The sequence below is a fragment of the Nocardia yamanashiensis genome, assembly GCF_021183565.1.
Lineage (GTDB): Bacteria > Actinomycetota > Actinomycetes > Mycobacteriales > Mycobacteriaceae > Nocardia > Nocardia yamanashiensis.
This window is the reverse complement of sequence record NZ_CP089226.1, coordinates 2,924,294-2,947,520: the sequence shown is the minus strand read 5'-3', so window position 1 is coordinate 2,947,520 and position 23,227 is coordinate 2,924,294. Positions and strand designations below refer to the sequence as shown.

Here is a 23,227-nt window from a genome sequence, read left to right as displayed (position 1 = left end):
GTTTCGTGAGAAGAGAAGCAGAAAGGAACAGAAGGTGCGCGGCTTACGCGAGCGCCTGGAGACGGTCGTCGAACCGGTCGCAGTCGCGTTCGCCGCGCTCGATACCGCTGGCGAGAAGTGCGCGCCGTCCCATCGACATCGGATGCTGTACTGGGTTCACCGGATTCACTGCCGTCTCCTCCTTCCTGCTGGTCACGACCGATACGGTCGGTTGATCATCGTCGAAACTCATGGTGACACAACGGACATGCCGTTGTCGGGTCATTTTTTTCGGGGACTAGGTGACAACGAGCCACCACGCCGGATTGTTCCCGGGTTGACGCACGCCACAGGGCGATAGTCCGTGTCGATCGGTCGAATCGACTCTTCACTGCTCGCCGTCGGCGCGCGGCCGGCGGGCCAGGGTTGCTGCGTCGATTCCCGGGGCTCCACCGCGGAGCCACGACGAGAGAGAAGCGCGATGAGGAACCTTGCAGCGACGTCCGTACTGCTCGCCGCCGCGCTCGGCGGCGCCGTGGCGACCGCCGGTCCGGCCGGGGCCGCCGCGGAAGCGGTGCACTACACCGCGACCGATACCGAGAGCTCGATGATCATCCACACCGACGCCGGGGCCCTGCGGGTGCGGGACGGTGTGTTCCGGATCGAGGCGGCCGACGGGACGGTGCTCGCGGGCGCCGAATTGTCTTTCCGGGTGGACGATTTCGTCTTTCCGATCGCCGCCGATATCTCCGGCCGGACCGCCACCCTGACCCCGCGGTTCGAGCCGGCGCACGCCACGTACCGGCCCATCGCCCTGCCGTACGAGAACCAAGCGCCCTGGAAGTCCGAGTACGAGCGTGAGCAGGCCGCCTGGAATCGCATGGCCACCACCATCAGTACCGGTGCGACCATCGGCACCCTGGTCGGCGGGATCACCGGTGCGGGCGTCGGCTGTCTGCTCGGCGGGGCGACCGGGGCGGTGCTGACGGGTGCGCTCTCCGCGATGTTCGGCGCGCTGCCGGGCGCGATCGCCGGATGCATCGCCGGGCTCAGCGTCATCGGGTTCCTGGGCACCCTCGCGGGTCAGCTGTTCATCACCGCACCGGTAGCGATTCTGGCTGCGGCACAGTACTTCACCACCATCAACTCCCCGCTGCAGGGGAGGTAGAAGCCGGAAGGGTGCGCGGTCCCCGTTGTCCGCGGATCAGTGGATCGGGGACCCGCTGGATGTAAAAGATTATTTACTTCATGTCTTGTTTTCTTTACTCTGATGGCATGTCCTACGAGGAGAAGCGAACCTGGATTCTCGGGATCGTGGCGATGGTGTCCTACGCCGTCTACATCGCGATAGTGCTTGTGCGGGCGCGAGATTCGGCGCTGACCGAGGTTGCCTATGTGGCACCGATGTTGTGGGCGGTGGGGGTCTCCATCGCGGTGTCGATCGTGGGCGCCATCGTGGTGTCGATCGCGTCGCGGGACGGCGATCGCCGGGATCAGCGGGATCGGCAGATCGACAAGGAAGGCGAGCGGGTCGGGAACGCGTTCGTGGTGATCGGGGCGCTGGGCGCGCTCGCGCTCGCCCTGGCCGATCGGGGCAGTTTCTGGATCGCGAACGTGCTGTACCTGGGCTTCACGCTCTCCGCCGTGTTCGCCGCGATGACCAAGATCGCCGCATATCAGCGCGGGTTCTGGCCGTGGTGAAACCGACGAATGTCACCAATAACATTCGGGCGCTGCGGTTCTCGCACGGCGAGATGACGCAGGCCGAGCTGGCCGATCGGCTCGGAGTCACCCGGCAGACCGTGAACGCCATCGAACAGGGCAAGTATTCGCCGTCGCTGGAGATGGCGTTCCAGATCGCGCGGGTGTTCCGTGTGCCGCTGGATGACGTATTCGAGTATCCGGAAGTAGAAGAGTGATGAAGGCTATCGTGCAGTCCGCGTACGGAACTACCGCCGCACTGTCCTATGCCGAGGTGCCGACTCCGGCGCCGGGCAAGGGCGAAGTACTGGTGCGGGTGCGAGTCGCCGGGATGGACCCCAGCGTCTGGCATCTCATGACCGGTCTGCCGCTGGTCGGACGGCTGGCACTCGGTATTCGCAAGCCGCGCTTGAAAATTCGGGGCTGGGATGCGGCGGGCATCGTCGAGGCGGTAGGGGAGGGCGTGACCCGATTCCAGCCGGGCGATGCCGTATTCGGCACGGTCCCCGGCTCTTTCGCCGAATTCGCCTGTGCGGCAGAGAAGAACCTGCACGCGAAACCGGAGAACGTGAGCTTCGAACAGGCAGCGACCTTACCGACCTCCGGCATGACCGCGGTGGCGGGGCTACGCGACAGCGGGCGAATCCAGGCCGGCCAGCGCGTGCTGATCATCGGCGCGGGCGGCGGCGTCGGCCACCTCGCCGTGCAACTGGCCAAGTACTACGGCGCGCACGTCACCGGCGTCTGCAGCACCGGCAAAGTGGAGTTCGTACGGAAGCTAGGCGCGGACACCGTCATCGACTACACCCGTGAACCCCTCACCGGCACTTACGATCTCGTCCTCGATATGGCAGGCAACCGCCCCCTGTCCGAGGTCCGCGCCCTGCTGACCCCCACCGGCACCTTGGTGCTGGGCGGCGGCGAGGACGGCGGCCGCTGGATGGGCGGCACCGACCGCTCCCTACGCGCGGTACTCCTGAATCCTTTTGTCCGCCAGCATCTACGCGCCCTGCTGTCCCTGGCAGATCCCGAAATCCTCGCCCTGCTTGCTGAAGTCGCGGAGGCGGGCGCGGTGCTACCGGTCATCGACCGCACCTACCCTCTGGCCGACGCGGCCGCCGCCATCGACTATCTGGTCACCGGCCGGCCGCAGGGCAAGATCGCCATCGCGGTCTCCTGACAATTCGGAACCTGGTTTCACACCCAGCTTTCGAAGGTGTCGTCGTAGGTGAACCAGTTGCCGTCGTAGCGCTTGTATCGGGTACCCGGTTCGCCACGACCGGGATTCGCCGGAGCCGCCCGCGGGAAATACGCGTAGCCGTCATGGCCGAATCCCTGATTCCTCAATGCAAAGGAGCAGCCGCCGTCACCGACCGGGTGCACGGCACCGATATCGAACAGCCCGATCCGCCCGGCGTCGGCGGTGACGCTGCAGTGCACGGCAGCCCGGTCCATCGCCGGCTTGCTGAACGCCCATCCGATCTTGCCCGCGAGACCCGAGAGCAACAGGATCAGCGTCGTCACCACCACCCCGGGCACGATTGCCGCGAGCATGAACGCGCGGTATCTGTCGATGCCGATCGCGGCCAGCACCACCCAGCCCACGCCCAATACAACCGCCCCGAACCCACCCAGGAAGAACGCGCCCGCCCGATTGTCGTTCGAACTGAACGCCCACAACAACCACAGGCAGCACAACACGATGAACCCGCTGGTGACGGCCATCGCCGCAATCCAGCCCGGTGGCGCCGGGCGTCGAGCCGGGGCGGCATAAGGCGGCGGACGATAGCTCACCCCCGCCATCCTGCCGATACGGGAATCCCCGGTCGAGTGCTTATTCGACCGGGGATCCCCTTGTCCGGCAACCTGTCCGGCGTGCCGATCAGAGCGGTATCGACCCGGACGATCCGGTGGACGCCCAGGACCAGGCGGCGTTGACGCGGGCGACGATCAGGTTGACGACATCGAGGGCGGTAGAACCCATGGGAAATCCTCACTTGCGGGGTGGCTATCGCCCGGCAGAGTAGCGGAGCAGGTTCGTTTCACACCCAGGATTCGACGAAGTTGTCGAAGGTGAACCAGTTGCCGTCGTACCGGGTGTAGTCGGTGCCCGACCCGGCGCCGGCTTTGGCACTCTGTGGCGGCGTGCCGGGGAACAGGGCGTAACCGTCGGGGCCCAGCAGTGCGCCGTCGAGGGTGAACGAGCAGCCGCCGTCGCCCTCGGGTCGCACATAGTTGAAGGTGTACAACCCGATTCGCCCGGCGTGGTCGGTCTTGGCGCAGCTCGCCGCCGCGCGTTCCAACGCCGGTTTGGTGAGCGCCCAGCCGACCTTGCCGGGAATGCCCAGCAGCACCAGCGCGCCCACCATGACCAGCATCGCGGGCACGATGGTCGCGAGCACGAAACGGCGATAGGCGGCGATCCCGGTGATCGCCAGCGCCAGCCAGGCGATGCCGAGCACCACGATGCCGCCGCCGCTGTACACGAGCACCAGAACGTCGTTGCCGCCCTTGGCCGCGAATCCCCACAGCACGCCGAGACAGCACAGCCCGAACAGCCCGGTGGTCGCGATCATGAACGTCAGCCAGGTCTTGGGAATCCGCCGGACCGGCTGTGTGCCGGGCGCTGGGTAGTAACTCACGTGTGTCATCCTCCCCGAAAGGGGAATCCCCGGTCGAATTCATATCGACCGGGGATTCCCGTGTAGCGCAACCTATCCGGCGTGCCTCACAGGCACTTGAGCGCCTTGGCCTCGCGGCGGCGGCGGTGCAGGATCGGCTCGGTGTAACCGTTGGGCTGCTTGGTGCCCTCGAGCACCAGCTCCTTGGCGGCCTGGAAGGCGATGGAGGCGTCGAAGTTCGGAGCCATCGCGAAGTAGCTCGCGTCTCCGGCGTTCTGGCGGTCCACCACGGGGGCCATGCGCTGCAGCGAGGCGATGACCTCGTCCTCGGTGACGACGCCGTGGCGCAGCCAGTTGGCGACCAGCTGCGACGAGATGCGCAGGGTGGCACGGTCTTCCATCAGGCCGATGTCCTTGATGTCGGGCACCTTGGAGCAGCCGACGCCCTGGTCGATCCAGCGCACCACGTAGCCGAGGATGCCCTGGGAGTTGTTGTCCAGCTCCTGCTGCTTCTCCTCGGCGGTCCAGTTTGTGTCCTGGGCCAGCGGGATCTCGAGGATCTCGTCGACGGTGGCGCGGGGACCGGCCTTGGCGATCTCGGCCTGCCGCTTGAACACGTCCACCAGGTGGTAGTGGGTGGCGTGCAGGGTGGCGGCGGTGGGCGAGGGCACCCAGGCGGTGTTGGCGCCGGCCTTGGGGTGGCCGATCTTCTGGACCAGCATCTCGGCCATCAGGTCGGGCATGGCCCACATGCCCTTGCCGATCTGCGCCTTGCCGGGCAGGCCGGTGGCGATGCCGGTGTCGACATTGAAGTCCTCGTAGGACTTGATCCACTGCTGCGACTTCATCTCGGCCTTGCGGACCATGGGCCCGGCCTCCATGGAGGTGTGGATCTCGTCGCCGGTGCGGTCGAGGAAGCCGGTGTTGATGAACACCACGCGGTCCTTGGCGGCGTGGATGGACGCCTTCAGGTTGACGGTGGTGCGGCGCTCCTCGTCCATGATGCCGACCTTGAGCGTGTTGACCGGCAGGTCGAGCGCCTGCTCGATGCGGCCGAACAGCTCGTTGGTGAAGGCGACTTCGTCGGGGCCGTGCATCTTCGGCTTCACGATGTAGATGGAGCCGGTGCGGGTGTTCTTGAGCTTGGTGTCGCCGTTGAGCGCGTGCTTGGCGATCAGGACGGTGATCAGGCCGTCCATGATGCCCTCGGGCACCTCGTTGCCCTCGGCGTCGATGATGGCGTCGGAGGTCATCAGGTGACCCACATTGCGCACGAACAGCAGCGAACGGCCGTGCAGCACCAGGTCGGAACCGTCGAGCGCGGTGTAGACGCGGTCCGGGTTCATGGTGCGGGTGAAGGTCTTGCCGCCCTTGGCGACCTCTTCGGCCAGATCGCCCTTCATCAGGCCCAGCCAGTTGTGGTAGCAGAGCACCTTGTCCTCGGCGTCCACGGCCGCGACCGAGTCCTCGAAGTCCATGATGGTGGTGACCGCGGACTCGAGCACCAGGTCCTTGACGCCGGCGGTGTCGGTGGAGCCGATGGGGGAGGACGGATCGATCTGGATCTCGATGTGAAGACCGTTGTGCTTGAGCAGGATCGAGGTCGGGTTCGCCGGATCGCCCAGGTAGCCGACGAGCGCGTCATTGTCGGCCAGGCCGATCTCGGTGCCGTCCTCGAGCCCGACCACGAGCTCGCCGTCCTCGATCGAGTACTTGGTGGAGCCGACGTGCGAGCCGGTGATCAGCGGCACCGCGTCGTCGAGGAAGTTGCGCGCCCATTCGATGACCTTGTCACCGCGGACCTTGTTGTAGCCCTTGCCCTTCTCGGCGCCGCCCGCCTCGGAGATGGCGTCGGTGCCGTACAGCGCGTCGTACAGCGAACCCCAGCGGGCGTTCGCGGCATTGATCGCGAAGCGGGCGTTCATGACCGGCACGACCAGCTGCGGGCCGGCCTGGGTGGCGATTTCGGCGTCCACGTTCTCGGTACCGATCTGGAAGTCGGCCGGTTCGGGGCGCAGGTAGCCGATCTCGGACAGGAACTGCTTGTAGGCAGCCTTGTCGTAGCCGGTGCCGGGGTTGGCACGGTGCCACTCGTCGATCTTGGCCTGGATGTCGTCGCGTTCCGCCAGCAGTGCGCGGTTGCGGGGGGCGAGGTCGTTGATAACAGCCTCGGCACCCGACCAGAACGCGGCGGAATCTACGCCGGTGCCGGGAAGGGCCTCGTTCTCCACGAAATCGTGAAGCACCTTGGCAACCTGAAGCCCGCCGACCTGGATCCGCTCTGTCATCTACATGCCTCATTTCGAGAAGCCGGGTGGAAAAAGTACGCCTGTCATGTTACTCGCGGGTACCAGGTGGGCTGTCACGGCACCCGGCTCGAGTGACCCACGCCATTCGGGCTCGGACCCTTGAATGTTCCGTGCGGTACATTTAATGTACTGCGTGGAACATTAAGCGTGCGGAGCGGTGGCGAGGAGCCAGTCATGGCAGATGTGTTGTCCGGCAAGGTCGTTGTGGTCACCGGCGGCAGTCGCGGGCTCGGGCGCGAGATGGTCCTGGCCTTCGCGGCCTCCGGCGCGGACGTGGTCATCGCCAGCCGCAAGCTGGACAGCTGCGCGGAACTGGCCGCGGAAGTGCGGGAGAAGTTCGGGCGGCGCGCGCTGCCGGTGGCCTGCAATGTCGGGGTCTGGGAGCAGTGCGATCAGCTGGCCGAGGCCGCTTACACGGAATTCGGGCGGGTCGACGTGCTGGTCAACAATGCCGGGATGTCGCTGCTGTACCCGAGCCTGGATCAGGTCACCGAGTCCATGTTCGACAAGATCGTCGCCACCAACCTGAAGGGACCGTTCCGGCTCTCGGCGCTCATCGGAGCCCGGATGGCGGCGGCCGGCGGCGGATCGATCATCAATATCTCCTCCATCGAAGCCGTGCGGCCCGAACCCCTCGCCGTGCCCTACGCGGCGGCCAAGGCGGCGCTGGAAACGCTGAGCGGCGGGCTCGCGCAGACCTACGGGCCGGCGGTGCGGGTCAACACCATTCGCTGCGGGGCCTTCGACACCGATATCGCCAAGGCCTGGCCGGAGGAGATGCGGCAGTTCCTCGCGAACGGCAATGCGCTGCGGCGCATCGGCCAGCCCGCCGACATCGTCGGGGCCGCACTGTTCTTCGCCTCCGACGCCTCCGCGTTCTGCACCGGCTCCACCCTCGCCCTCGACGGCGGCTGGCGGTGACCGCGCAACCCGTGCGGCGGCGCGGCCGTCCGCCCGCCTCGGAGGTGAATCCCGGGGAGACCCGCGAACGCATCGTGCGCGCGGCCATGGAACTGTTCGCGGAGAAGGGATTTCACGCCACCAGCGTCGCGGACATCGGCGACCGGGCGGGCATCCAGCGCGGCGCGCTGTACTACCACATCGGCTCCAAGGAAGAACTGCTCTTCCAGATCCGGCGCAACTACACGCAGATCATGTTCGATGCCGCCGCCGCGGTCGCCGACAGCGACGCCGAGCCGATGGCCAAGCTGCGCACCCTGATTCGCGATCACGTCCGGCTGATTCTCGAGCATCAGCACGAGGTCACCATCGCGCTGCGCGACGCCGGGGCGCTCACCGCCGAACGCGAAGCCGATCTGCAGGTGCTGCGCGACGGCATTCAGCGGACCTGGCAGCGCGTCTTCGACGAGGGCGTCGCCGCCGGCGTGCTGCGCACCGGCGATCACGTCGTCACCAACAGCATCGTGGCCATGCTGAACATGGTCAGCCGCTGGTATCGCCCCGACGGCGAGCACACCCCCGAACAGATCGCCGGCATTCTCATCACCACCATCCTCGACGGCGTCGCCACGACCCCGAACAAGTGAAAGGCTGACCATGGCTTGGGATTTCGAAACCGATCCGGAATACCAGCGGAAGCTGGACTGGGTCGCGGAGTTCGTCCGCACCGAGGTGGAACCCCTGGACCTGCTCTACCCGGAACCCTACGACCGCAAGAACCCGGAGATCCGGGCGCTGATGAAGCCGTTGCAGGAGAAGGTGAAAGAGCAGGGGCTGTGGGCCTGCCACCTCGGCCCCGAACTGGGAGGTCCCGGATACGGGCAGGTCAAGCTGGCGCTGCTGAACGAGGTCATCGGCACCTCCAAGTGGGCGCCGCTCGTCTTCGGCTGTCAGGCGCCGGATTCCGGCAATGCCGAGATCCTCGCCCACTTCGGCACCCCGGAGCAGAAGGCGAAATACCTGCAGCCCTTGCTCGACGGTGAGATCGGCTCCTGCTACGTCATGACCGAGCCGACCGGCGGTTCCGATCCGACCGCGTTCAAGACCCGGGCCGTGCGCGACGGCGACGACTGGGTCATCAACGGGGAGAAGTGGTTCAACTCGGCGGCCGAGTTCGCCAGCTTCCACATCGTCATGGTGGTCACCGACCCGGACGCCGAACCGCACAAGCGGCTGTCGATGTTCATCGTGCCCGCCGACGCGCCCGGTCTCGAGATCGTCCGGAACTTCACCGTTCCGGGCTTCAGCGAGAACGAAGGGCACCTGCGCTTCACCGATGTCCGCGTACCCGCCGATGCCCTGCTGGGCGCGGAGGGTCTCGGGTTCATCGTCGCCCAGACCCGCCTCGGCGGCGGTCGCGTGCACCACGCCATGCGCACGGTCGCCATGGTGCGCAAGGCCTTCGACATGATGTGCGAGCGCGCCGTCTCCCGGCCCATGCGCAAGGGCGTGCTCGGCGGGCTGCAGATGACCCAGGAGAAGATCGCCGAAGCCTGGATCGAGATGGAGCAGTTCCGGCTGCTGGTGCTGCGCACCGCCTGGCGCATCGACAAGGAACAGGACTACCGCAAGGTGCGCCACGATATCGCCGCCATCAAGGTGGCCATGCCGAAGGTCATGCACGATATCGCCCAGCGCGCCATGCACCTGCACGGCGCCATCGGCGTCAGTACCGATCTGCCGTTCGTGGACATGATGAACTACGCGCAGGTCATGGCCATCGCGGATGGGCCCACCGAGGTCCACAAGATCACCCTCGCCAAGGAGGTGCTCAAGACCTACGCGCCCGGCGACCCGGTGTACCCCAGCGGATTCCGTCCCTTCCTGCGGGAGAAGGCGCGCGAACTGGTGGCCGAGCGGCTCGAACACACCGTCGGCAACCTCTGACGAAAGCCTGACCATGGGTGCGATCCCCTGGCCGGAGGGGTTCGGAGCTGCGAATATTCGAGCATGGCTCCCCTCCGAAGGATCGCACCCAAGCCGGTCGTGTGGACGCTGACCGGGCTGGCGGTGGTCGCCGTGGTCATCGGGCTGGCGCTGTTCCAGCCGTGGCGGTTGTTCACCAGCACCACGGTCGATGAAGCGCTGCCGACGGTCGCGGTCACGACGACGGCCGCGCCCGCGGGTGCGCCGGCGGTCAGCTACCCGCGGACGCTCTACACGGGAACCCTGATCTCGCATGAGCACGAGACGACCGGAACGGTGTCGGTGCTGGAACTCGCCGACCGCACCCGGGTGCTGCGGCTCGAGAACCTCGACACCTCGGACGGTCCGGCGTTGCACGTGTTTCTGAGCGATGCCGCGGTGCTCGCGGGCAAGGACGGGTGGGGCGTCTTCGACGACGGGCAGCACCTGGATCTGGGGAAGCTCAAGGGCAACAAGGGGAATCAGAACTACGATATTCCCGTCGATACCGATCTGACAGCGCTGCACAGTCTTTCGATCTGGTGCGATCGATTCAATGTGTCGTTCGGGGCGGCGGAACTGCGCGCCGCCTAGGCCCGGCCTGGCGAAATCAGTTCGCGGGCAGCGGGAACCGGATGCCGGTCAGTTCTTCGGAAGCCTCCCACAGTTTCCGGGCGGTCGCGGCGTCGGATGCGGCGGCGGAACGGCCCACCAGCTTGGGATGTCCACGGTATTCGTAGAACCCGTCCGGTCCGACATAGCTGTCGGACGGGATGTCCCGGCTGAGCGCGTACAGCGTCGGCCGCGCGCCCGCCTCGGGCCGCTGCGCGAGGACCAGGTTGCCGATCCGCATGGCCAGGTCCGCCACGCGATTCTCGGTGTGGCTCTGCAGATTCGTGGCCGACCAGCCGGGATGGGCGGCCGTGGCGCGCACCTTGGAACCAGCGGCCTCGAGACGGCGGCTCAGTTCGAGGGTGAACAGCAGATTCGCCAGCTTGGACTGACCGTAGGCGGCAACCGTGTTGTACGGCCGCGCTTTCCAGTTCAGGTCGTTCAGGTCGATGCTCCCGCGCCGATGCGCCTGCGACGACACCGTGACCACCCGATCGGTGATCCGCGGCAGCAGCAGATTGGTCAGGGCGAAATGCCCGAGATGGTTGGTGCCGAACTGGCGCTCGAAACCATCGGCGGTGTGCCCGTGCGGAACCATCATGATGCCCGCGTTGTTGACCAGCGCGGCGACCGGCTCGGTCCAGCCCTCGGCGAAGGCGCGGATCGAGGCCAGATCCGCCAGATCGAGCTCACGCACCTCGGTACTGCCCTCGACCTCGCGCGCGGCCGCCTCGCCGCGCCGGACATCCCGCACCGCGAGCACCACGTGCGCGCCGACGCGAGCCAATTCACGCGTGGTGACCAGGCCGAGGCCGCTGTTCGCGCCGGTCACGATGACGGTCTGGCCGTCCATGCGGGGAAGATCTCGTGCTGTCCATCGGGAATTCGTCATGCTCCCCAATGTAGACACTGCCCACAAAGTGGTCAATGCCCACATGCTGCTAGGCTGATCGCACTATGTGTGCCGACCGCCCCTACCACCACGGCGACCTGCGTGGACAACTCCTCGAACGCGCCGAACAGGCATTGCGCGAACAGGGCGTCGAGCAACTCTCGCTGCGGAAACTCGCGCGCGAGGTCGGGGTCACCCACAATGCGCCCAGTCGCCATTTCCCGGACAAACAGGCGCTGCTGGACGCGTTGGCGCTGAACGGTTTCCAGCGGATCGGCGAAGCGTTCCGGGGCGCGGTCGCCGGCGAGCAGCCGTTCGAAGATCGCTTCCGCGAGCTGGCGCGCGTGTATCTCCGCTTCGCCGTGGACAATTCGGCCCTGCTGACCCTGATGTTCGCGCGCAAGCACAGTCCCACCGGCGGCGAGGCCATGGCGACAGCGGTGGCGGAAGCCTTCGCGGTCCCGGTGCGGCTCACTGCCGAAGCCCAGGAGCGCGGCGAAATCGTCGCGGGCGATCCGATGCGCATCGGCTGGACCGTCGCGGTCGCACTCCAGGGCCTCGCCAGCTTCGCCACGGCGGGACTGATCCCGCCCGAGGGGATCGACGAACTACTCGACGAGACGGTCACCCGGCTGACGCAGGGATTGCAACCGCGCGATCAGTGATGACGGGGTGGGTGTTCTAGGACGTCGTTGAACGCCGCGCTGTGCTCAGGCGGTGCGTGGTTCGATCCACAGCGCTTCGGCGAGGGCGCACAGTTCGCCGTCGGCGGTCGAAAGCGCCACGCCCACGGTGTATTTGCGGCCCTCGTGGCGAATCGGCCAGGCGTGTGCGATGTGCTCGGCCCCGGCCAGGACCGGGCGGTATTGCGATGCCGTCAGCGCGGCGGTGAACGCGCCGAGGCCCATGCCCTGGAAGGCCCAGGCCGCGATGCCGCCGGGGCAGTCCAGCGCCGACCACACCACGCCGGGCGGGAGTTCGCCGTTCTCGTCGGCCAGGCCCGCGTCGGGGGTCCAGGCGGCGGCCATGAGATCGCTGTGCGGGACCCGCCACGGGAACAGGCGCAGGCCGCGGCCGGGTGCGCATCGCACGCCGCAGCCGTAGCAGTCGGTGACCCGGCGGTCGGGGGAGGAGAGCGCGGTTTCGGTGGCGCGCTTGGCATCCGACCAGGACGGCAGCGGCGGAGCGGTGATATCGAGGACCGCGGGGGCCGCCTCGGTGAGGAGCGTGCCGTCTTCGGCGGTGATCGTGGAACCGGACAGCAGCAACGGGGTTTCGACCGGGACCGCGCGCCGGAAATCGACACGCACCGCCTCGGCGCCGGTGCGGGCGGCGAGCACCCCGGCCACATAACCACCGAAGGCCACCTGCGGGTAGCCGTGGATGTGATCCGGAATGGTCAGCGATTCCGTCGCGATCATGCTGTGCGTCAACCTCTCCCCACACGGTCCGATCAATCGACGATACCCAGCGGGCGCGGATCCGGGCCGGTGGGATATCCCACTTCAGGACAGCGGCTGCACACCGCGCTGGGCCAGCAGCAAGGTCATGATGCCCGCTTCCTGGGATTGCCCGCTGATCATGCCGCGCGCCGCTTCCTTCACCGCGCCCGATTCGACCAGCTTGTCCACCGCCTGCGCCATGGCGACGCCGCCGCGATGATGGCGTTGCATGAGCTGCAGGAACTGGGTTTCCGCGTCCGCGCCCCGCGCCGCCGACAGCGCGTCGAGTTCGGCGAGGGTGGCCATGCCGGGCATGAGGGTGGATTCGGCGGCGGCCGTGGTCATCGACGCGTGGTCGTGGGTGGTGCTCGCGGTATGCATCCAGTTCATCGGATGCGGGTTGGTGGGGGAGGCATTGGCCAGCCGCAGCCAGCCCAGCATGGTGCCGATCTCCAAGCGCTGGGTGTCGGCGATCTGCTGGGCCAGCCGCCGGATCGCCGGATCCACACCGGCGTCCAGGCGCTGCGTCATGAGCAGCGCCTGTTCGTGGTGCGCCGTCATATCCTCCGCGAAGCCGATCTCGGTCGGTGTGAGAACCGAAGGCGCGCTGTGACTCTCGGGCACCAGCGCCGGGCGCAGCACGAATCCGGCGAGCACCAGCAGCGCGGCGAGCGTCGTCAGGCCCGCCGCCCGGGCCCAGCGCGCCCGGGTCACGAACCCACCACGGAGCGTTGATCGGCCGGCGGGGTGTAGACCTCGCCGGACAGCTCCAGGACCATGAATCCGTTGTCGTTGCAGGTGGTCCAGAGCTGGTTGCCGTGCCATTCCGGCGGCGCGAAGCACCAGTCGCTGGACAGATCGCCCAGCGCCACCATGCCGCTGCGCGAGGAAAGCGCCTGCGAAGGATCGAATTTGCCCTCCAGGATCGCCCGCGCCACCGACGTGAACTCCAGGCCCGGGATGCCGATCAGCGAGGCCAGCGCGTGCGGGGAGTTCCACAGTTCCAGATTGCGGCCCTTGAGTGCCGGGGGATTGAAGTAGGCGATCTCCTTGACGTCGAACGGATCCCGCACGTCGAACACCCGGATCCCCGATTCCTCCCAGCCGCAGGCCAGCGCGGTCGGATCGTTCGGGCGGTCGGCGGCGCAGTAGTGGGCGTCGTAGGAGAACACCGAACCGCCCATGGACGAGGCCAGCGCCGAATCCTGGTTCTCCAGCAGGTTGATCTCCAGCTTGATCTTGTTGACCACCTTGGGCCGGGTCTCGTCGGCGATATCGATCAGCTTCACCCCGCCCGCGCCGCCCTCGTCCGCGGTGAACAGGTACGGCTTGCCGGCATAGGTGACCGGGATGCTGTGCTGGGTGGCGAAGCCGTCGATCCAGAAGGTCCGGCCCAGATGCGGCACTTGCGGATTCGGGTCGCGGCGCTGCACCGCGCTGATGTCCAGGACGGTGAAACCGCCCAGCGCCGACAGGTACATGCGATTGCCGTCCGGGCTGATGCCGAAGCCGTGCGCTTCGATACCGGTCAGGCCCTGCCAGATGACGTGCGGGTTGGCGGGATCGGTGAGATCGACCGCGCTCACGAAACCGGGCGCGATGCCCGAGGCCCAATAGGTGCGGCCGTCGGGGGAGAACCCGCCCTCGTGCGTGGTGATGGGCAGCGGCATCAGCAGGTTGGTGCCCGCGCCGGTGTTCAGCAGCCGCGGGTGCGCGCAATCGGAGATGTCGTAGACCGACAGGTAGCCCGCGCCCTCGCCGACCGGGACACCGGTGCCCACCAGCAGTTTTCGCGCGGTATTGACCTTCAGCGATTCCCAGGTGCCGGCCAGCATGGCGGGTTCGGTGAGGGTGGCGGTGGGTACCGGGTTCGCCGGATCCGAGACATCGAGGACCGTCACGCCCTGCGACGGTCCCAGCACGCTGCCCGGGAACAGTGTGCCGGTGTACGAGCAGTGCTCGAAGGTGGTCGAGGTGATGCCGGCTCCGCGTCCGACGTAGCCGCCGACATACGAGATATTGCACCGGTATCCGAGGGTGCTGCGCCCGCTGTTGCGATCGTCGGCCGGAACATCGCCCTGCATACCGCTTTCCGGCAGCGCGTCGCCCGCGCATTCGGCCCGGGGCACGGAAGTCCGTCCCACCTCGAAGAATTCCTGCACCGCGTCGGTGAGATCGGATTGCAGATCCGCCGAGGCCCCGCCGATCGGCAGCATCGCCGCCGCCAGCAGGGCCGCGGTCACCGCCGCCGCGGGTTTGGACCGCCGTATGCCAGAGAACCGCCGCACCGCGGTACCCCCGTTCCGTTCGAGCTGTCAGGCCGTGACAGCGCCCACATGCGGGCACCGACCGTGGCCGCGGTTACATCTCGGGAACGCTAACTCAAGAACTGACCGACCGGTAGGGAGTCTGGAAAGGTTGGCGGACCGTGCTGTGGGCCGGTGCCCGTGCGGGTTGGTCCGGAGTTCTGCTGAACCGGGTGCCGGGCGGCGCAGTGGTCAGGACGGCCAGGTGAATTCCGGATCGGTGAGATAGTCCTGGCGACGCTGGTCGAGGGCCATGGTCACCATCTGGGCCGCGCCCGGACCGATCACCTTGCGCACCGGCGGGTTCGGCAGGTTCACCAGCGCCAGCAACTCCGCCGCCCCCACCTCCGGGGCCGGTTCGGCCCACTCGTTCTCGCCCTCGGGTGTCGCCTCGGCGGCGGCCGACACGGCTTCGATATCGGCCGGCGTCGGATACTCCGGCATGCCCAGAATCGCCGACCGCTGTTCGGCATAGGCGGGCAGCCCGGTCGCGAACTTCATGCTCGACTTGGCCCAATCGGTGTCGAACCCGCCCAGTTGCGCCATGGTCACGTGAATGCCGAACGGCCGCAGCTCATCCGCCAGGGAGGCGCTGAAGCCTTCCAGGGCCCACTTGCTCGCGTTGTACATCCCGAACAACGGCAAACTCCCGACGGCCCCGACCGTGGAGATCTGCACGATGTGTCCCGACCCCTGCGCCCGCAGATGCGGTACGGCGGCCTGTGAAACCCACAGCGCGCCATAGAAGTTCGTATCCATCTGATCCCGGATCTGCGCCTCGGTCAGCTCCTCGATCGCGCCGACCAGGCCGTACCCGGCATTGTTGACGATCACATCGATCGTCCCCATCGCCGCGAACGCCTTGTCCACCGCGGCGATCGCGGCCTCCCGATCGCGAACATCCAGCGGCAACACCAGCAACCGCTCATCGGCCAAGTCCGCCATGGTCTCCGGCTGCCGCGCCGTCGCCACCACCCGATCCCCGGTCTCCAGCGCGGCCAGCACGAATGCCCGCCCCATCCCGCGATTCCCGCCCGTAATGAACCAAGTCCTGCTCACCGAGCCGAACCCCTTCCTGTGAGACCTGTTGTCATCCAGAACATTACCCAGGGGACCGCTATCGATCGGCTAGCGGATTCGGGACTTTCGGACAACAGCGGGTTGCGCTTCCGGGGCAGTCTCAGTACGGTCGAAAGTGATTGCAAAGTGCAACCAGAAGGGGTAGTCGATGACGCAACTGGTTCGGGTTCACAACTTCAATCTGTCCAGCGACGGCTACGGAGCCGGTGCGAATCAGAGTTTCGAGCGGCCATTCGGGGATCTCGACGCCACCGCGCTGTTCTCCTGGTCCGGTGCTACCGCGCACGCGCCCACCCGCACCGAACCCGGCGGCAGTTACGGACTCGACGACTACTGCACCCGGGAATGGCATCGCAATATCGGCGCGGAGATCATGGGGCGCAACAAGTTCGGGCCGCAGCGCGGGCCGTGGGAGAACTACGAATGGGAAGGCTGGTGGGGCGACGAACCCCCCTTCGGCACCCCGGTGTTCGTACTCACCCACCACGTCCGCCCCTCGATCACCCGGGGCGCCACCACATTCCACTTCCTGAACGCCACACCCAAGGAGGCGCTCGAGCAGGCCCTGTCAGCCGCCGACGGCAAGGACGTGCGCATCGGCGGCGGCGTGGCCACCGTCCGCGCCTTCCTCGAAGCCGACCTCATCGACACCATGCACTTCGCCGTCGCCCCAGTCGAATTCGGCCACGGCGAACGCCTGTGGACCGGCCCCGAAGAGGTCACCGACCGCTACCACCTGGAACAGATCCCCAGCCCGAGCGGAGTCGTACACCACTTCCTCTGGCGAAAGTAGCAACTCGCCCCTGTTACTTGCTGTCGACCCGGGTGATCAGATGCCCCGTCTCCCCACGCCGCGTGGTGATCTCCTGCGCGTACTCGGTAACACGCCCATCCGGATACTGCTGCGTCACCATCACATCCCACACCTCGGACCCGCCACCACTCCGGATGGGCGCGATCCGCACACAGTACCGACTCCCACTCGGATGCTGATCGATCCCATCCTGAATCCATTCGGCCGGAGCGACATTCACCGAATCCGCCGCCACCACCGCCCGCGCGGCCACCCCCGACCGCAACACGTAATAGGCGTACTCGAACGCAAAGATCGCATCCGGCCCACTGCTAGTACCACCCGGTTCGGTCCCCGAACTCACCACCGCACTCCGCTCGGCGACACACCCATCCGCCGCCGCCCCATCCGCCCCCTTGGCAACCGAATTCCCCGCCACCCCGACCATCGCGGCCGCCGCGACCGTCCCGGCCATCGCCGCGATCCCCACCCCACGCATCAACGCGTCTCCTTACCCATTGCGCCAGAACATCTTCCGCACGCATCCTACGAATCATCCAGGTATTCGGTCCATCGAATACCGTGCGGGTTCAGCGGTTGTCGAGGAGGGTTCGGCAGGCGGCCAGTAGTCGCGTGCGGAGGGCTTCGGCGCGGGTGGCTATATCGGCTTGCGCGCGGACATATTCGGCTCGGCCGGAGGGGGTTTCGATGCGGATCGGCTCGTAGCCCAGGTGCAGGAGGTCGTAGGGGCTGGCCTTCATGTCGAGTTCGCGGGCGGCGCAGGCGAGTTCGAAGCAGGCGAAGAGGAGGTCGGAGTCGATGAGGGGGGTGAGTTTGAAGCCCCATTTGTAGAGGTCCATGTTGGCGTGGAGGCAGCCGGGTTGTTCGCGGTGGACCTGGTTTTCGCGGGTGAGGGGTTCGATGTTGAGGGGGACGGCGGCGGGGGTGAAGAAGCGGAAAGCGTCGAAGTGGGTGCAGCGGAGTTGCATGGATTCGACGACGGCGTCGGTGCCGGCGCTGCCGAGGCGGAGGGGGACCTGCTGGTGGCGGACGTCGTCGGTGCGGTACACCATGGCCCACTCGTGCAGGCCGAAACAGGACAGTTGGGCGGGGCGGGCGGCGGTGGCGGCCAGCAGGCCGGCGACGAATTCGATGGTGTCGCGGCGTTTGGCCAGGAAGGCGGGGTCGGCGGTGTGGACGCCGGAAACCTCGTGGTAGCCGCGGAATCCCGCGTAGTCCCCGGCTTCGGCTAGAGCGACGCCGAAGCCGGGGTGCCAGCGTTTGAGCTGGGCGGGTTTGTGGCCGTAGTAGGTGAACAGGAAGTCGATCACCGGGTGTTTGGTGCCGTCGGCCCGGGCCCGCAGGTACGGGCCGACGAGGGCGTCGACGCGGTCGCGGTGCGCGCTCGCCCGGGCCCGCCATTCGGACCCGGACAGCACTTGGAGATCGACCACGTTCACGATTACTCCGCGATGCGGTGGGTGGCGTCGCGGACGGTGCCGACGAACTCCTCGACCAGATCCTCGAGGGCGACGATGCCGACGGTATTGCCGCGGCTGTCGACCACGCGGCCGAGATGGGAGTTGGTGCGGCGCAGGCGGGCCAGAGCCTCGAAGAGGGTGGTGCCCATGCTGACCGTCGGCAGCGGGCGGATATCGGTGCGCGGGATGGGGGTGCCGGGGCCCGCTTCGTCGTCGGCCACCAGGTCGAGGACGTCCTTGACGTGCAGGTAGCCGACCAGGGAGCCGTCGGTGGCGCGGACGGGGTAGCGGGAGAAACCGGTTTCGGCGACGGCGGTTTCGATATCGCCGAGAGTGGTGCCGTCGCCGCGCAACGGGACCGAACGCGTTTTCGCCAGGGGCACCATGACGTCGGCGACGATGAGATCGCTGGAGCCGAGCGCCTGGGTGAGGCGGCGGTGCTCCTCCTCGTCGAGCAGACCCTCGGACCGGGACTCGCCGAACATCTCGGCGAGCTCCACCGACGACACCGTGGAATCCAGTTCGTCTTTCGGTTCGATCCGCAGCATGCGCAGCGTGAGGTTGGCCGCCAGGTTGTAGACGTAGATGAGCGGACGAGCCAGCCGCAGCCACATCAGATGCGCCGGAACCAGCAGCAGCGCCGAACGTTCCGGCCCGGCCAGCGCGATGTTCTTGGGGATCATCTCGCCGAGCAGAATGTGCAGGATCACCACGATGGTCAAAGCCAGCGCGAACGCGATCGGATGCAGCAGCTGATCCGGAATGCCGATCAGCTCCAGCGGCGCCTCGATCAGATGCGCGACGGCCGGTTCGCCGACGCGGCCCAGCAGAATCGAGCAGATGGTGATGCCCAACTGCGCGGCCGCCAGCATCATCGACAGGTTCTGGGCCGCTTCGATCACCGTATTGGCGGACCGTTTACCTTGTGCGGCAAGAGCTTCCAGCCGGTCGCGACGCGCGGAAATGAGCGCGAACTCCGCGCCCACGAAGAACGCGTTGCCCAAGAGCAGGAACAATGTCAGTAGGACGGCGCCCCAATCACCCATGGCTGTGCTCCCAGATCGCCAGGGCGTCGGCGTCCACCGGGCGCAGCAGCACCCGGTCGATGCGTCGGCCGTCCATTCGCTCCACCTTGGCGATCCACCCGCCGCGGGTATGCGGTTCGGCATGGTGCCCATTGCCCGGATGCGGCAGCAGCACTTCATCACCCGTCACCGGAATGCGGCCGAGCCGCTCCAGCACCAGCCCGCCCAGCGTCTCGTATTCGCCTTCGGGCGCGTCGTAACCGGTGGTGCGCGAAACCTCGTCGACGCGCATGAGCCCGGAACAGTTCCAGCCCACCGGGGTCCGGCGGACATCGGCCTCTTCCTCGTCGTGCTCGTCGCGGACGTCACCGAGGATCTCCTCGATCAGATCCTCCATGGTGACGATGCCCGCGGTGCCGCCGTATTCGTCCACGACCAGCGCCACCTGCATACCGTCGGCGCGCACCCGCTCCAGGACCTCGTCACCGTCCAGACTGGCGGGCACGATCGGCACCGGCTGCGCGATGGACTCCAGCTTCACCGTGCGCCGCGCCTTCACCGGATGCAGGAACGCCTGCTTGATGTGCACGACGCCGAGCGTGTTGTCCAGATCGCCGTCGATCACCGGGAACCGGGAATACCCGGTATCGCGGGCCGCGTCGATGAGATCGGCGATGGTGCAATCGCGGTCCAGGGACGTGATCTTCACGCGCGGGGTCATGAGCTCCTCCGCGCTGCGCTCACCGAACTGCAGCGACCGATCCACCACCTGCGCGGTGCGCTGATCCAGCACGCCGTGCAGCGCGGAAGTCCGCACCAGCGAACCGAGTTCCTGCGGGGAACGCGCCGAACGCAGCTCCTCGGCGGGCTCCACGCCCAGCCGCCGCACCGCCCAGTTGGCGGTCCCGTTCAGGAAATTGATCATCCACCGGAACATGGTGGAGAACCAGATCATCGGCCCGGCGGTGAGGCGCGCGGTGGACAGCGGCGCCGCGATGGCGATGTTCTTGGGCACCAGCTCGCCGTAGATCATCGACAGCGAGGTGGCCAGGATCAGCGCCAGCGCCAGCGAAATGCCGTGGGAGGTACCGGAACTCACCCCGAACGCGTCGAAGATCGGCTCCAGCAGCCGGGCCAGCACCGGCTCGGCGATATAGCCGGTGATCAGCGTGGTGATGGTGATTCCCAGCTGCGCGCCGGAAAGCTGGAACGAGAGTGTGCGATGCGCCTGCCGCACCTGCCGCGCGCGGCGGTCGCCCTCACGGGCGTGCGCCTCCACGGTGGAGCGTTCCAAGGCGGTGAGCGAGAATTCCGCGGCCACGAACAACGCGGTACCGGCGGTCAATGCGATGAATCCGAGCAGCGAAGCAATGGTGAGCAGGGCCGACACGGTCAGCACCACCCGGCTGTCGCTGCGGCTGGGAAGGAGATGGGGACGCCGGGTTTGTCACCCGGCTCGGTAGAGGAGCCCTCCTGGGAAGCGCCCTTGGACGCGGGTGACAACTGGTTCCTTTCGCAGGGTGACAACGACGCGATATATAAGCACCGGCCGGACCTGGCGACACGCGGTGTCGCGGTCCGGCATGCGCCCATGGTACCGGCAAGACCCGTGCGGCCGCGCACGACGGGTCCGCCCGATTTCGCGACGCGCGTCACGCGACACGATCGCCGCCGGGTCTCGGGCGACACGCCGTCGTTGCCGGTGTAAGTGGATGGCGGAGTGGAAAAACCCGGCGGGTCGCTGCGGGACCCGCCGGGTTTGCTGAGCTAGCGGCTCACCAGCCGGACGGCAGCGGGCGGCCTTCGGCGAAGCCGGCGGCCGACTGCACGCCCAGCACGGCGCGCTCGTGGAACTCGGCGATGGTGCGGGCGCCGGCGTAGGTGCAGGAGCTGCGCACACCGGAGGTGATGTGGTCGATCAGGTCCTCGACGCCCGGGCGCTCGGGATCCAGGCGCATGCGCGAGGACGAGATGCCCTCCTCGAACAGCGCCTTGCGGGCGCGGTCGAAGGTGGAGTCCTGGGCGGTGCGGGCGGCCACGGCGCGCTTGGACGCCATGCCGAAGGATTCCTTGTAGCGATTGCCGTCGCGGTCGGCGCGCAGGTCGCCGGGCGACTCGTAGGTGCCCGCGAACCAGGAACCGATCATCACATTGGCGGCGCCGGCGGCCAGCGCCAGCGCCACGTCGCGCGGATGGCGCACGCCACCGTCGGCCCACACGTGCTTGCCGAATTCGGCTGCGGCGGCGGAGCATTCGGCGACCGCGGAGAACTGCGGGCGACCCACGCCGGTCATCATGCGGGTGGTGCACATGGCGCCGGGGCCCACGCCGACCTTGATGATGTCCGCGCCGGCCTCGATCAGATCGCGGGTGCCCGCGGCCGAGACCACATTGCCCGCGACCAGCGGCACGCCCAGATCCAGGGCGGCGACGGAGGCCAGAGCTTCCAGCATCTTCTGCTGATGGCCGTGCGCGGTGTCCATGACCAGCACGTCGGCGCCGGCGTCGACGAGCGCCTTGGCCTTGGCCGGGACGTCGCCGTTGATGCCGACCGCGGTGGCGATGCGCAGCTGGCCGCGCGCGTCGACGGCGGGCTGGTAGATGCCCGCGCGGATGGCGCCGGTGCGGGTCATCACGCCCGCGAGGGTGCCGTCGGCGTTCACCAGCACCGCGATGTTGTGGTGCTTGGCCTCGAGCAGATCGAAGATGTCACGCGGCGAGGTGTCGGCCGGGGCGGTGACGAAATCGGTGTCGGCGACCGTGCTCAGCCGCGCGAAGCGGTCCACGTCCGCGCAGGACGATTCGGTGACCACGCCGACCGGCTTGCCGTTCTCGACCACGACGACCGCGCCGTGCGCGCGCTTGTGGATGAGCGCCAGCGCGTCAGACACCGACTGGTCGGGATCGAGAGTGACCGGGGTATCGGCGGTCAGCGACCGGCTCTTGACGAAGGCGATGGTCTCCGCCGCGGCCTTCAACGGAAGGTCCTGCGGGAGAACCACCAGGCCACCGCGGCGCGCCACGGTCTCGGCCATGCGGCGACCGGCGACAGCGGTCATGTTCGCGACGACGAGCGGGATGGTGGTGCCGGTGCCGTCCGAGGTGGACAGGTCGACATCGAAACGCGACGCCACATCCGTCCGGTTGGGGACGAGGAAGACATCGTCGTAGGTCAGGTCGTACGGGGGATGCTGCCCGGGAAGGAACTGCACGTTGGTTAGCCGCCTCATGGGATTGACGTGGGGTTTTCGTGGTGGCCATGCTACGGAGGCAGGCGGATGGGACGAGCCCATCGACACCTGATGTCACACATGCAGCTGTCCAGTATAGCCATCGGCCCGGATGCGGTGCGGATGCCGGTCGGTAGCGGGCCGTATTTGCGGTTGTCGGCGGTGCCGGTGTGCCCTAGGTTCGCCGTCGTGACTGACATTGCGGCACTCGCCGACCGGCTCGAAATCGGTGATCTCATCACCAAGCTCTTCGTCTACTGCGATCAGGCGCGCTGGGGTGATCTCTCGGAAAGCGTGCTCGCCGAGCAGGTTTACTTCGACAACGGTTTCGGCGGACCGGTCGGCACCCGCCCCGGCATCGATATCACCAACGACTGGGCCGAAGGGCTCGGCGCCCTGGACGCCGTGCACCACCAGGCCGGAAACCACCTGATCGAGATCACCGGCGACACCGCCCAGGCACACGCGGATGCCATCGCCGTGCACCTGAAGAACGACGCCACCCAAGGCAAGACCCGCTGGTTCGTCGGCAGCTACGCCCTCGGCTTCCAGCGCACCGAGAAGGGTTGGCGCATCGACCGTTTCGAGTACCAACTCAAACTGATCGACGGCAACGCCGACCTCACCTGAGTTAGCCACAGAATTGCAACCACGGATTCGCGCGTGGATCCGGTCGGCGTGTCGGCCGAATCCCGCGCGCGTCCCTGAGTTGGCCCGGTGATACCAGCCCGCCTTGTGTGAAACCGGCTGTGGCACTGTGCAACCGACGGTAGGCAAGTCGGTCGATGACGAGGACGACCCCCAACGGCGCACCGCACGACCGTCGGCCCGCTACGGCCGTAGGCCCACTACGGGCGCCGGGTCGCTACCGCCGGGCCGCTACGGGCGCCG

The 23,227-nt window shown here is 67.4% G+C and carries 25 protein-coding genes; 11 read left to right on the top strand and 14 right to left on the bottom strand.

All coding sequences use genetic code 11. The annotated features are described in order from the left end of the window. Positions 1-43: 43 nt before the first annotated feature. Complete coding sequence (locus LTV02_RS14290; protein ID WP_157762099.1) at positions 44-232, bottom strand: hypothetical protein; 189 nt, start codon at positions 230-232, stop codon at positions 44-46. A gap of 228 nt (positions 233-460) precedes the next feature. Between LTV02_RS14290 and LTV02_RS14285 the strand changes: the two genes are divergently transcribed. The 4 genes from LTV02_RS14285 to LTV02_RS14270 all read left to right on the top strand — a co-directional run bounded on the left by LTV02_RS14285 (position 461) and on the right by LTV02_RS14270 (position 2,860). Then, positions 461-1,147, top strand: a complete 687-nt coding sequence (locus LTV02_RS14285) for a hypothetical protein (RefSeq protein ID WP_233040463.1) — start codon at positions 461-463, stop codon at positions 1,145-1,147. A 107-nt stretch (positions 1,148-1,254) separates the two neighbouring features. Beyond that, the gene (locus LTV02_RS14280; protein ID WP_233040462.1) at positions 1,255-1,680 is read left to right on the top strand and encodes a hypothetical protein; all 426 of its coding nucleotides are present in this window, start codon (positions 1,255-1,257) and stop codon (positions 1,678-1,680) included. Continuing rightward, on the top strand, positions 1,674-1,898 hold the full coding sequence (locus tag LTV02_RS14275; RefSeq protein ID WP_233040461.1) for a helix-turn-helix transcriptional regulator: 225 nt from the start codon (positions 1,674-1,676) through the stop codon (positions 1,896-1,898). Before LTV02_RS14280 ends, LTV02_RS14275 begins: the two co-directional genes overlap by 7 nt. Then, positions 1,898-2,860: an NAD(P)-dependent alcohol dehydrogenase gene (locus LTV02_RS14270; protein WP_233040460.1), complete on the top strand. Its 963-nt coding sequence runs from the start codon at positions 1,898-1,900 to the stop codon at positions 2,858-2,860. The genes LTV02_RS14275 and LTV02_RS14270 overlap by 1 nt, the downstream gene beginning before the upstream one ends. A gap of 17 nt (positions 2,861-2,877) precedes the next feature. Here LTV02_RS14270 and LTV02_RS14265 read toward each other — a convergent pair whose 3' ends face one another. From LTV02_RS14265 to LTV02_RS14255, 3 genes are all read right to left on the bottom strand, one after another. Next, entirely contained in the window at positions 2,878-3,405 is a 528-nt protein-coding gene (locus LTV02_RS14265) for a hypothetical protein (protein WP_233040459.1), read from the bottom strand. 317 nt (positions 3,406-3,722) lie between these two features. Next, positions 3,723-4,322 (bottom strand): hypothetical protein, encoded by a 600-nt coding sequence (locus tag LTV02_RS14260; protein WP_233040458.1) that lies wholly within the window; start codon positions 4,320-4,322, stop codon positions 3,723-3,725. An 86-nt stretch (positions 4,323-4,408) separates the two neighbouring features. Further along, the gene (locus tag LTV02_RS14255; protein ID WP_233040457.1) at positions 4,409-6,589 is read right to left on the bottom strand and encodes a malate synthase G; all 2,181 of its coding nucleotides are present in this window, start codon (positions 6,587-6,589) and stop codon (positions 4,409-4,411) included. A 204-nt stretch (positions 6,590-6,793) separates the two neighbouring features. Here LTV02_RS14255 and LTV02_RS14250 point away from each other — a divergent pair, with 204 nt between their 5' ends. The 4 genes from LTV02_RS14250 to LTV02_RS14235 all read left to right on the top strand — a co-directional run bounded on the left by LTV02_RS14250 (position 6,794) and on the right by LTV02_RS14235 (position 10,069). Beyond that, positions 6,794-7,531 (top strand): SDR family NAD(P)-dependent oxidoreductase, encoded by a 738-nt coding sequence (locus LTV02_RS14250; protein ID WP_233041576.1) that lies wholly within the window; start codon positions 6,794-6,796, stop codon positions 7,529-7,531. After that, on the top strand, positions 7,528-8,157 hold the full coding sequence (locus LTV02_RS14245; RefSeq protein WP_233040456.1) for a TetR/AcrR family transcriptional regulator: 630 nt from the start codon (positions 7,528-7,530) through the stop codon (positions 8,155-8,157). Before LTV02_RS14250 ends, LTV02_RS14245 begins: the two co-directional genes overlap by 4 nt. 10 nt (positions 8,158-8,167) lie before the next feature. Further along, positions 8,168-9,457, top strand: coding sequence for an acyl-CoA dehydrogenase family protein (locus LTV02_RS14240; protein WP_233040455.1), 1,290 nt, complete (start codon positions 8,168-8,170; stop codon positions 9,455-9,457). A gap of 63 nt (positions 9,458-9,520) precedes the next feature. Continuing rightward, positions 9,521-10,069 (top strand): DM13 domain-containing protein, encoded by a 549-nt coding sequence (locus tag LTV02_RS14235; protein ID WP_233040454.1) that lies wholly within the window; start codon positions 9,521-9,523, stop codon positions 10,067-10,069. 16 nt (positions 10,070-10,085) lie between these two features. On the opposite strand, the gene LTV02_RS14230 is transcribed toward LTV02_RS14235, so the two are convergent. Then, the gene (locus LTV02_RS14230) at positions 10,086-10,979 is read right to left on the bottom strand and encodes an oxidoreductase (RefSeq protein WP_233040453.1); all 894 of its coding nucleotides are present in this window, start codon (positions 10,977-10,979) and stop codon (positions 10,086-10,088) included. 65 nt (positions 10,980-11,044) lie between these two features. Here LTV02_RS14230 and LTV02_RS14225 point away from each other — a divergent pair, with 65 nt between their 5' ends. Continuing rightward, the gene (locus tag LTV02_RS14225) at positions 11,045-11,644 is read left to right on the top strand and encodes a TetR/AcrR family transcriptional regulator (protein WP_233040452.1); all 600 of its coding nucleotides are present in this window, start codon (positions 11,045-11,047) and stop codon (positions 11,642-11,644) included. Positions 11,645-11,689: 45 nt separating this feature from the next. Here the strand turns inward: LTV02_RS14225 and LTV02_RS14220 are convergent, their stop codons facing one another. From LTV02_RS14220 to LTV02_RS14205, 4 genes are all read right to left on the bottom strand, one after another. Next, the gene (locus LTV02_RS14220; protein ID WP_233040451.1) at positions 11,690-12,400 is read right to left on the bottom strand and encodes a PaaI family thioesterase; all 711 of its coding nucleotides are present in this window, start codon (positions 12,398-12,400) and stop codon (positions 11,690-11,692) included. An 84-nt stretch (positions 12,401-12,484) separates the two neighbouring features. After that, on the bottom strand, positions 12,485-13,135 hold the full coding sequence (locus LTV02_RS14215; RefSeq protein ID WP_233040450.1) for a DUF305 domain-containing protein: 651 nt from the start codon (positions 13,133-13,135) through the stop codon (positions 12,485-12,487). Next, positions 13,132-14,709 carry an LVIVD repeat-containing protein gene (locus LTV02_RS14210; protein WP_233040449.1) on the bottom strand — a complete coding sequence of 526 codons (1,578 nt, stop codon included), beginning with the start codon at positions 14,707-14,709 and terminating at the stop codon, positions 13,132-13,134. Before LTV02_RS14210 ends, LTV02_RS14215 begins: the two co-directional genes overlap by 4 nt. A 210-nt stretch (positions 14,710-14,919) precedes the next feature. Further along, the gene (locus tag LTV02_RS14205; protein ID WP_233040448.1) at positions 14,920-15,786 is read right to left on the bottom strand and encodes an SDR family NAD(P)-dependent oxidoreductase; all 867 of its coding nucleotides are present in this window, start codon (positions 15,784-15,786) and stop codon (positions 14,920-14,922) included. A gap of 169 nt (positions 15,787-15,955) precedes the next feature. Here LTV02_RS14205 and LTV02_RS14200 point away from each other — a divergent pair, with 169 nt between their 5' ends. Next, a complete protein-coding gene (locus LTV02_RS14200) occupies positions 15,956-16,600 on the top strand; it encodes a dihydrofolate reductase family protein (RefSeq protein WP_233040447.1) in 645 nt (214 codons plus the stop codon). Between the two features lie 13 nt (positions 16,601-16,613). Here the strand turns inward: LTV02_RS14200 and LTV02_RS14195 are convergent, their stop codons facing one another. From LTV02_RS14195 to LTV02_RS14175, 5 genes are all read right to left on the bottom strand, one after another. Then, a complete protein-coding gene (locus tag LTV02_RS14195) occupies positions 16,614-17,099 on the bottom strand; it encodes a hypothetical protein (RefSeq protein WP_233040446.1) in 486 nt (161 codons plus the stop codon). 91 nt (positions 17,100-17,190) lie between these two features. After that, entirely contained in the window at positions 17,191-18,063 is an 873-nt protein-coding gene (locus LTV02_RS14190; RefSeq protein WP_456299826.1) for a 3-methyladenine DNA glycosylase, read from the bottom strand. Then, positions 18,063-19,127 (bottom strand): hemolysin family protein, encoded by a 1,065-nt coding sequence (locus LTV02_RS14185; RefSeq protein ID WP_067709725.1) that lies wholly within the window; start codon positions 19,125-19,127, stop codon positions 18,063-18,065. The genes LTV02_RS14190 and LTV02_RS14185 overlap by 1 nt, the downstream gene beginning before the upstream one ends. After that, positions 19,120-20,496 (bottom strand): hemolysin family protein, encoded by a 1,377-nt coding sequence (locus tag LTV02_RS14180; protein ID WP_233041575.1) that lies wholly within the window; start codon positions 20,494-20,496, stop codon positions 19,120-19,122. The genes LTV02_RS14185 and LTV02_RS14180 overlap by 8 nt, the downstream gene beginning before the upstream one ends. Positions 20,497-20,881: 385 nt before the next feature. Then, positions 20,882-22,318, bottom strand: a complete 1,437-nt coding sequence (locus LTV02_RS14175; RefSeq protein WP_233040444.1) for a GuaB1 family IMP dehydrogenase-related protein — start codon at positions 22,316-22,318, stop codon at positions 20,882-20,884. A 207-nt stretch (positions 22,319-22,525) separates the two neighbouring features. Between LTV02_RS14175 and LTV02_RS14170 the strand changes: the two genes are divergently transcribed. After that, on the top strand, positions 22,526-22,966 hold the full coding sequence (locus tag LTV02_RS14170; protein WP_233040443.1) for a nuclear transport factor 2 family protein: 441 nt from the start codon (positions 22,526-22,528) through the stop codon (positions 22,964-22,966). Positions 22,967-23,227: the final 261 nt, after the last annotated feature.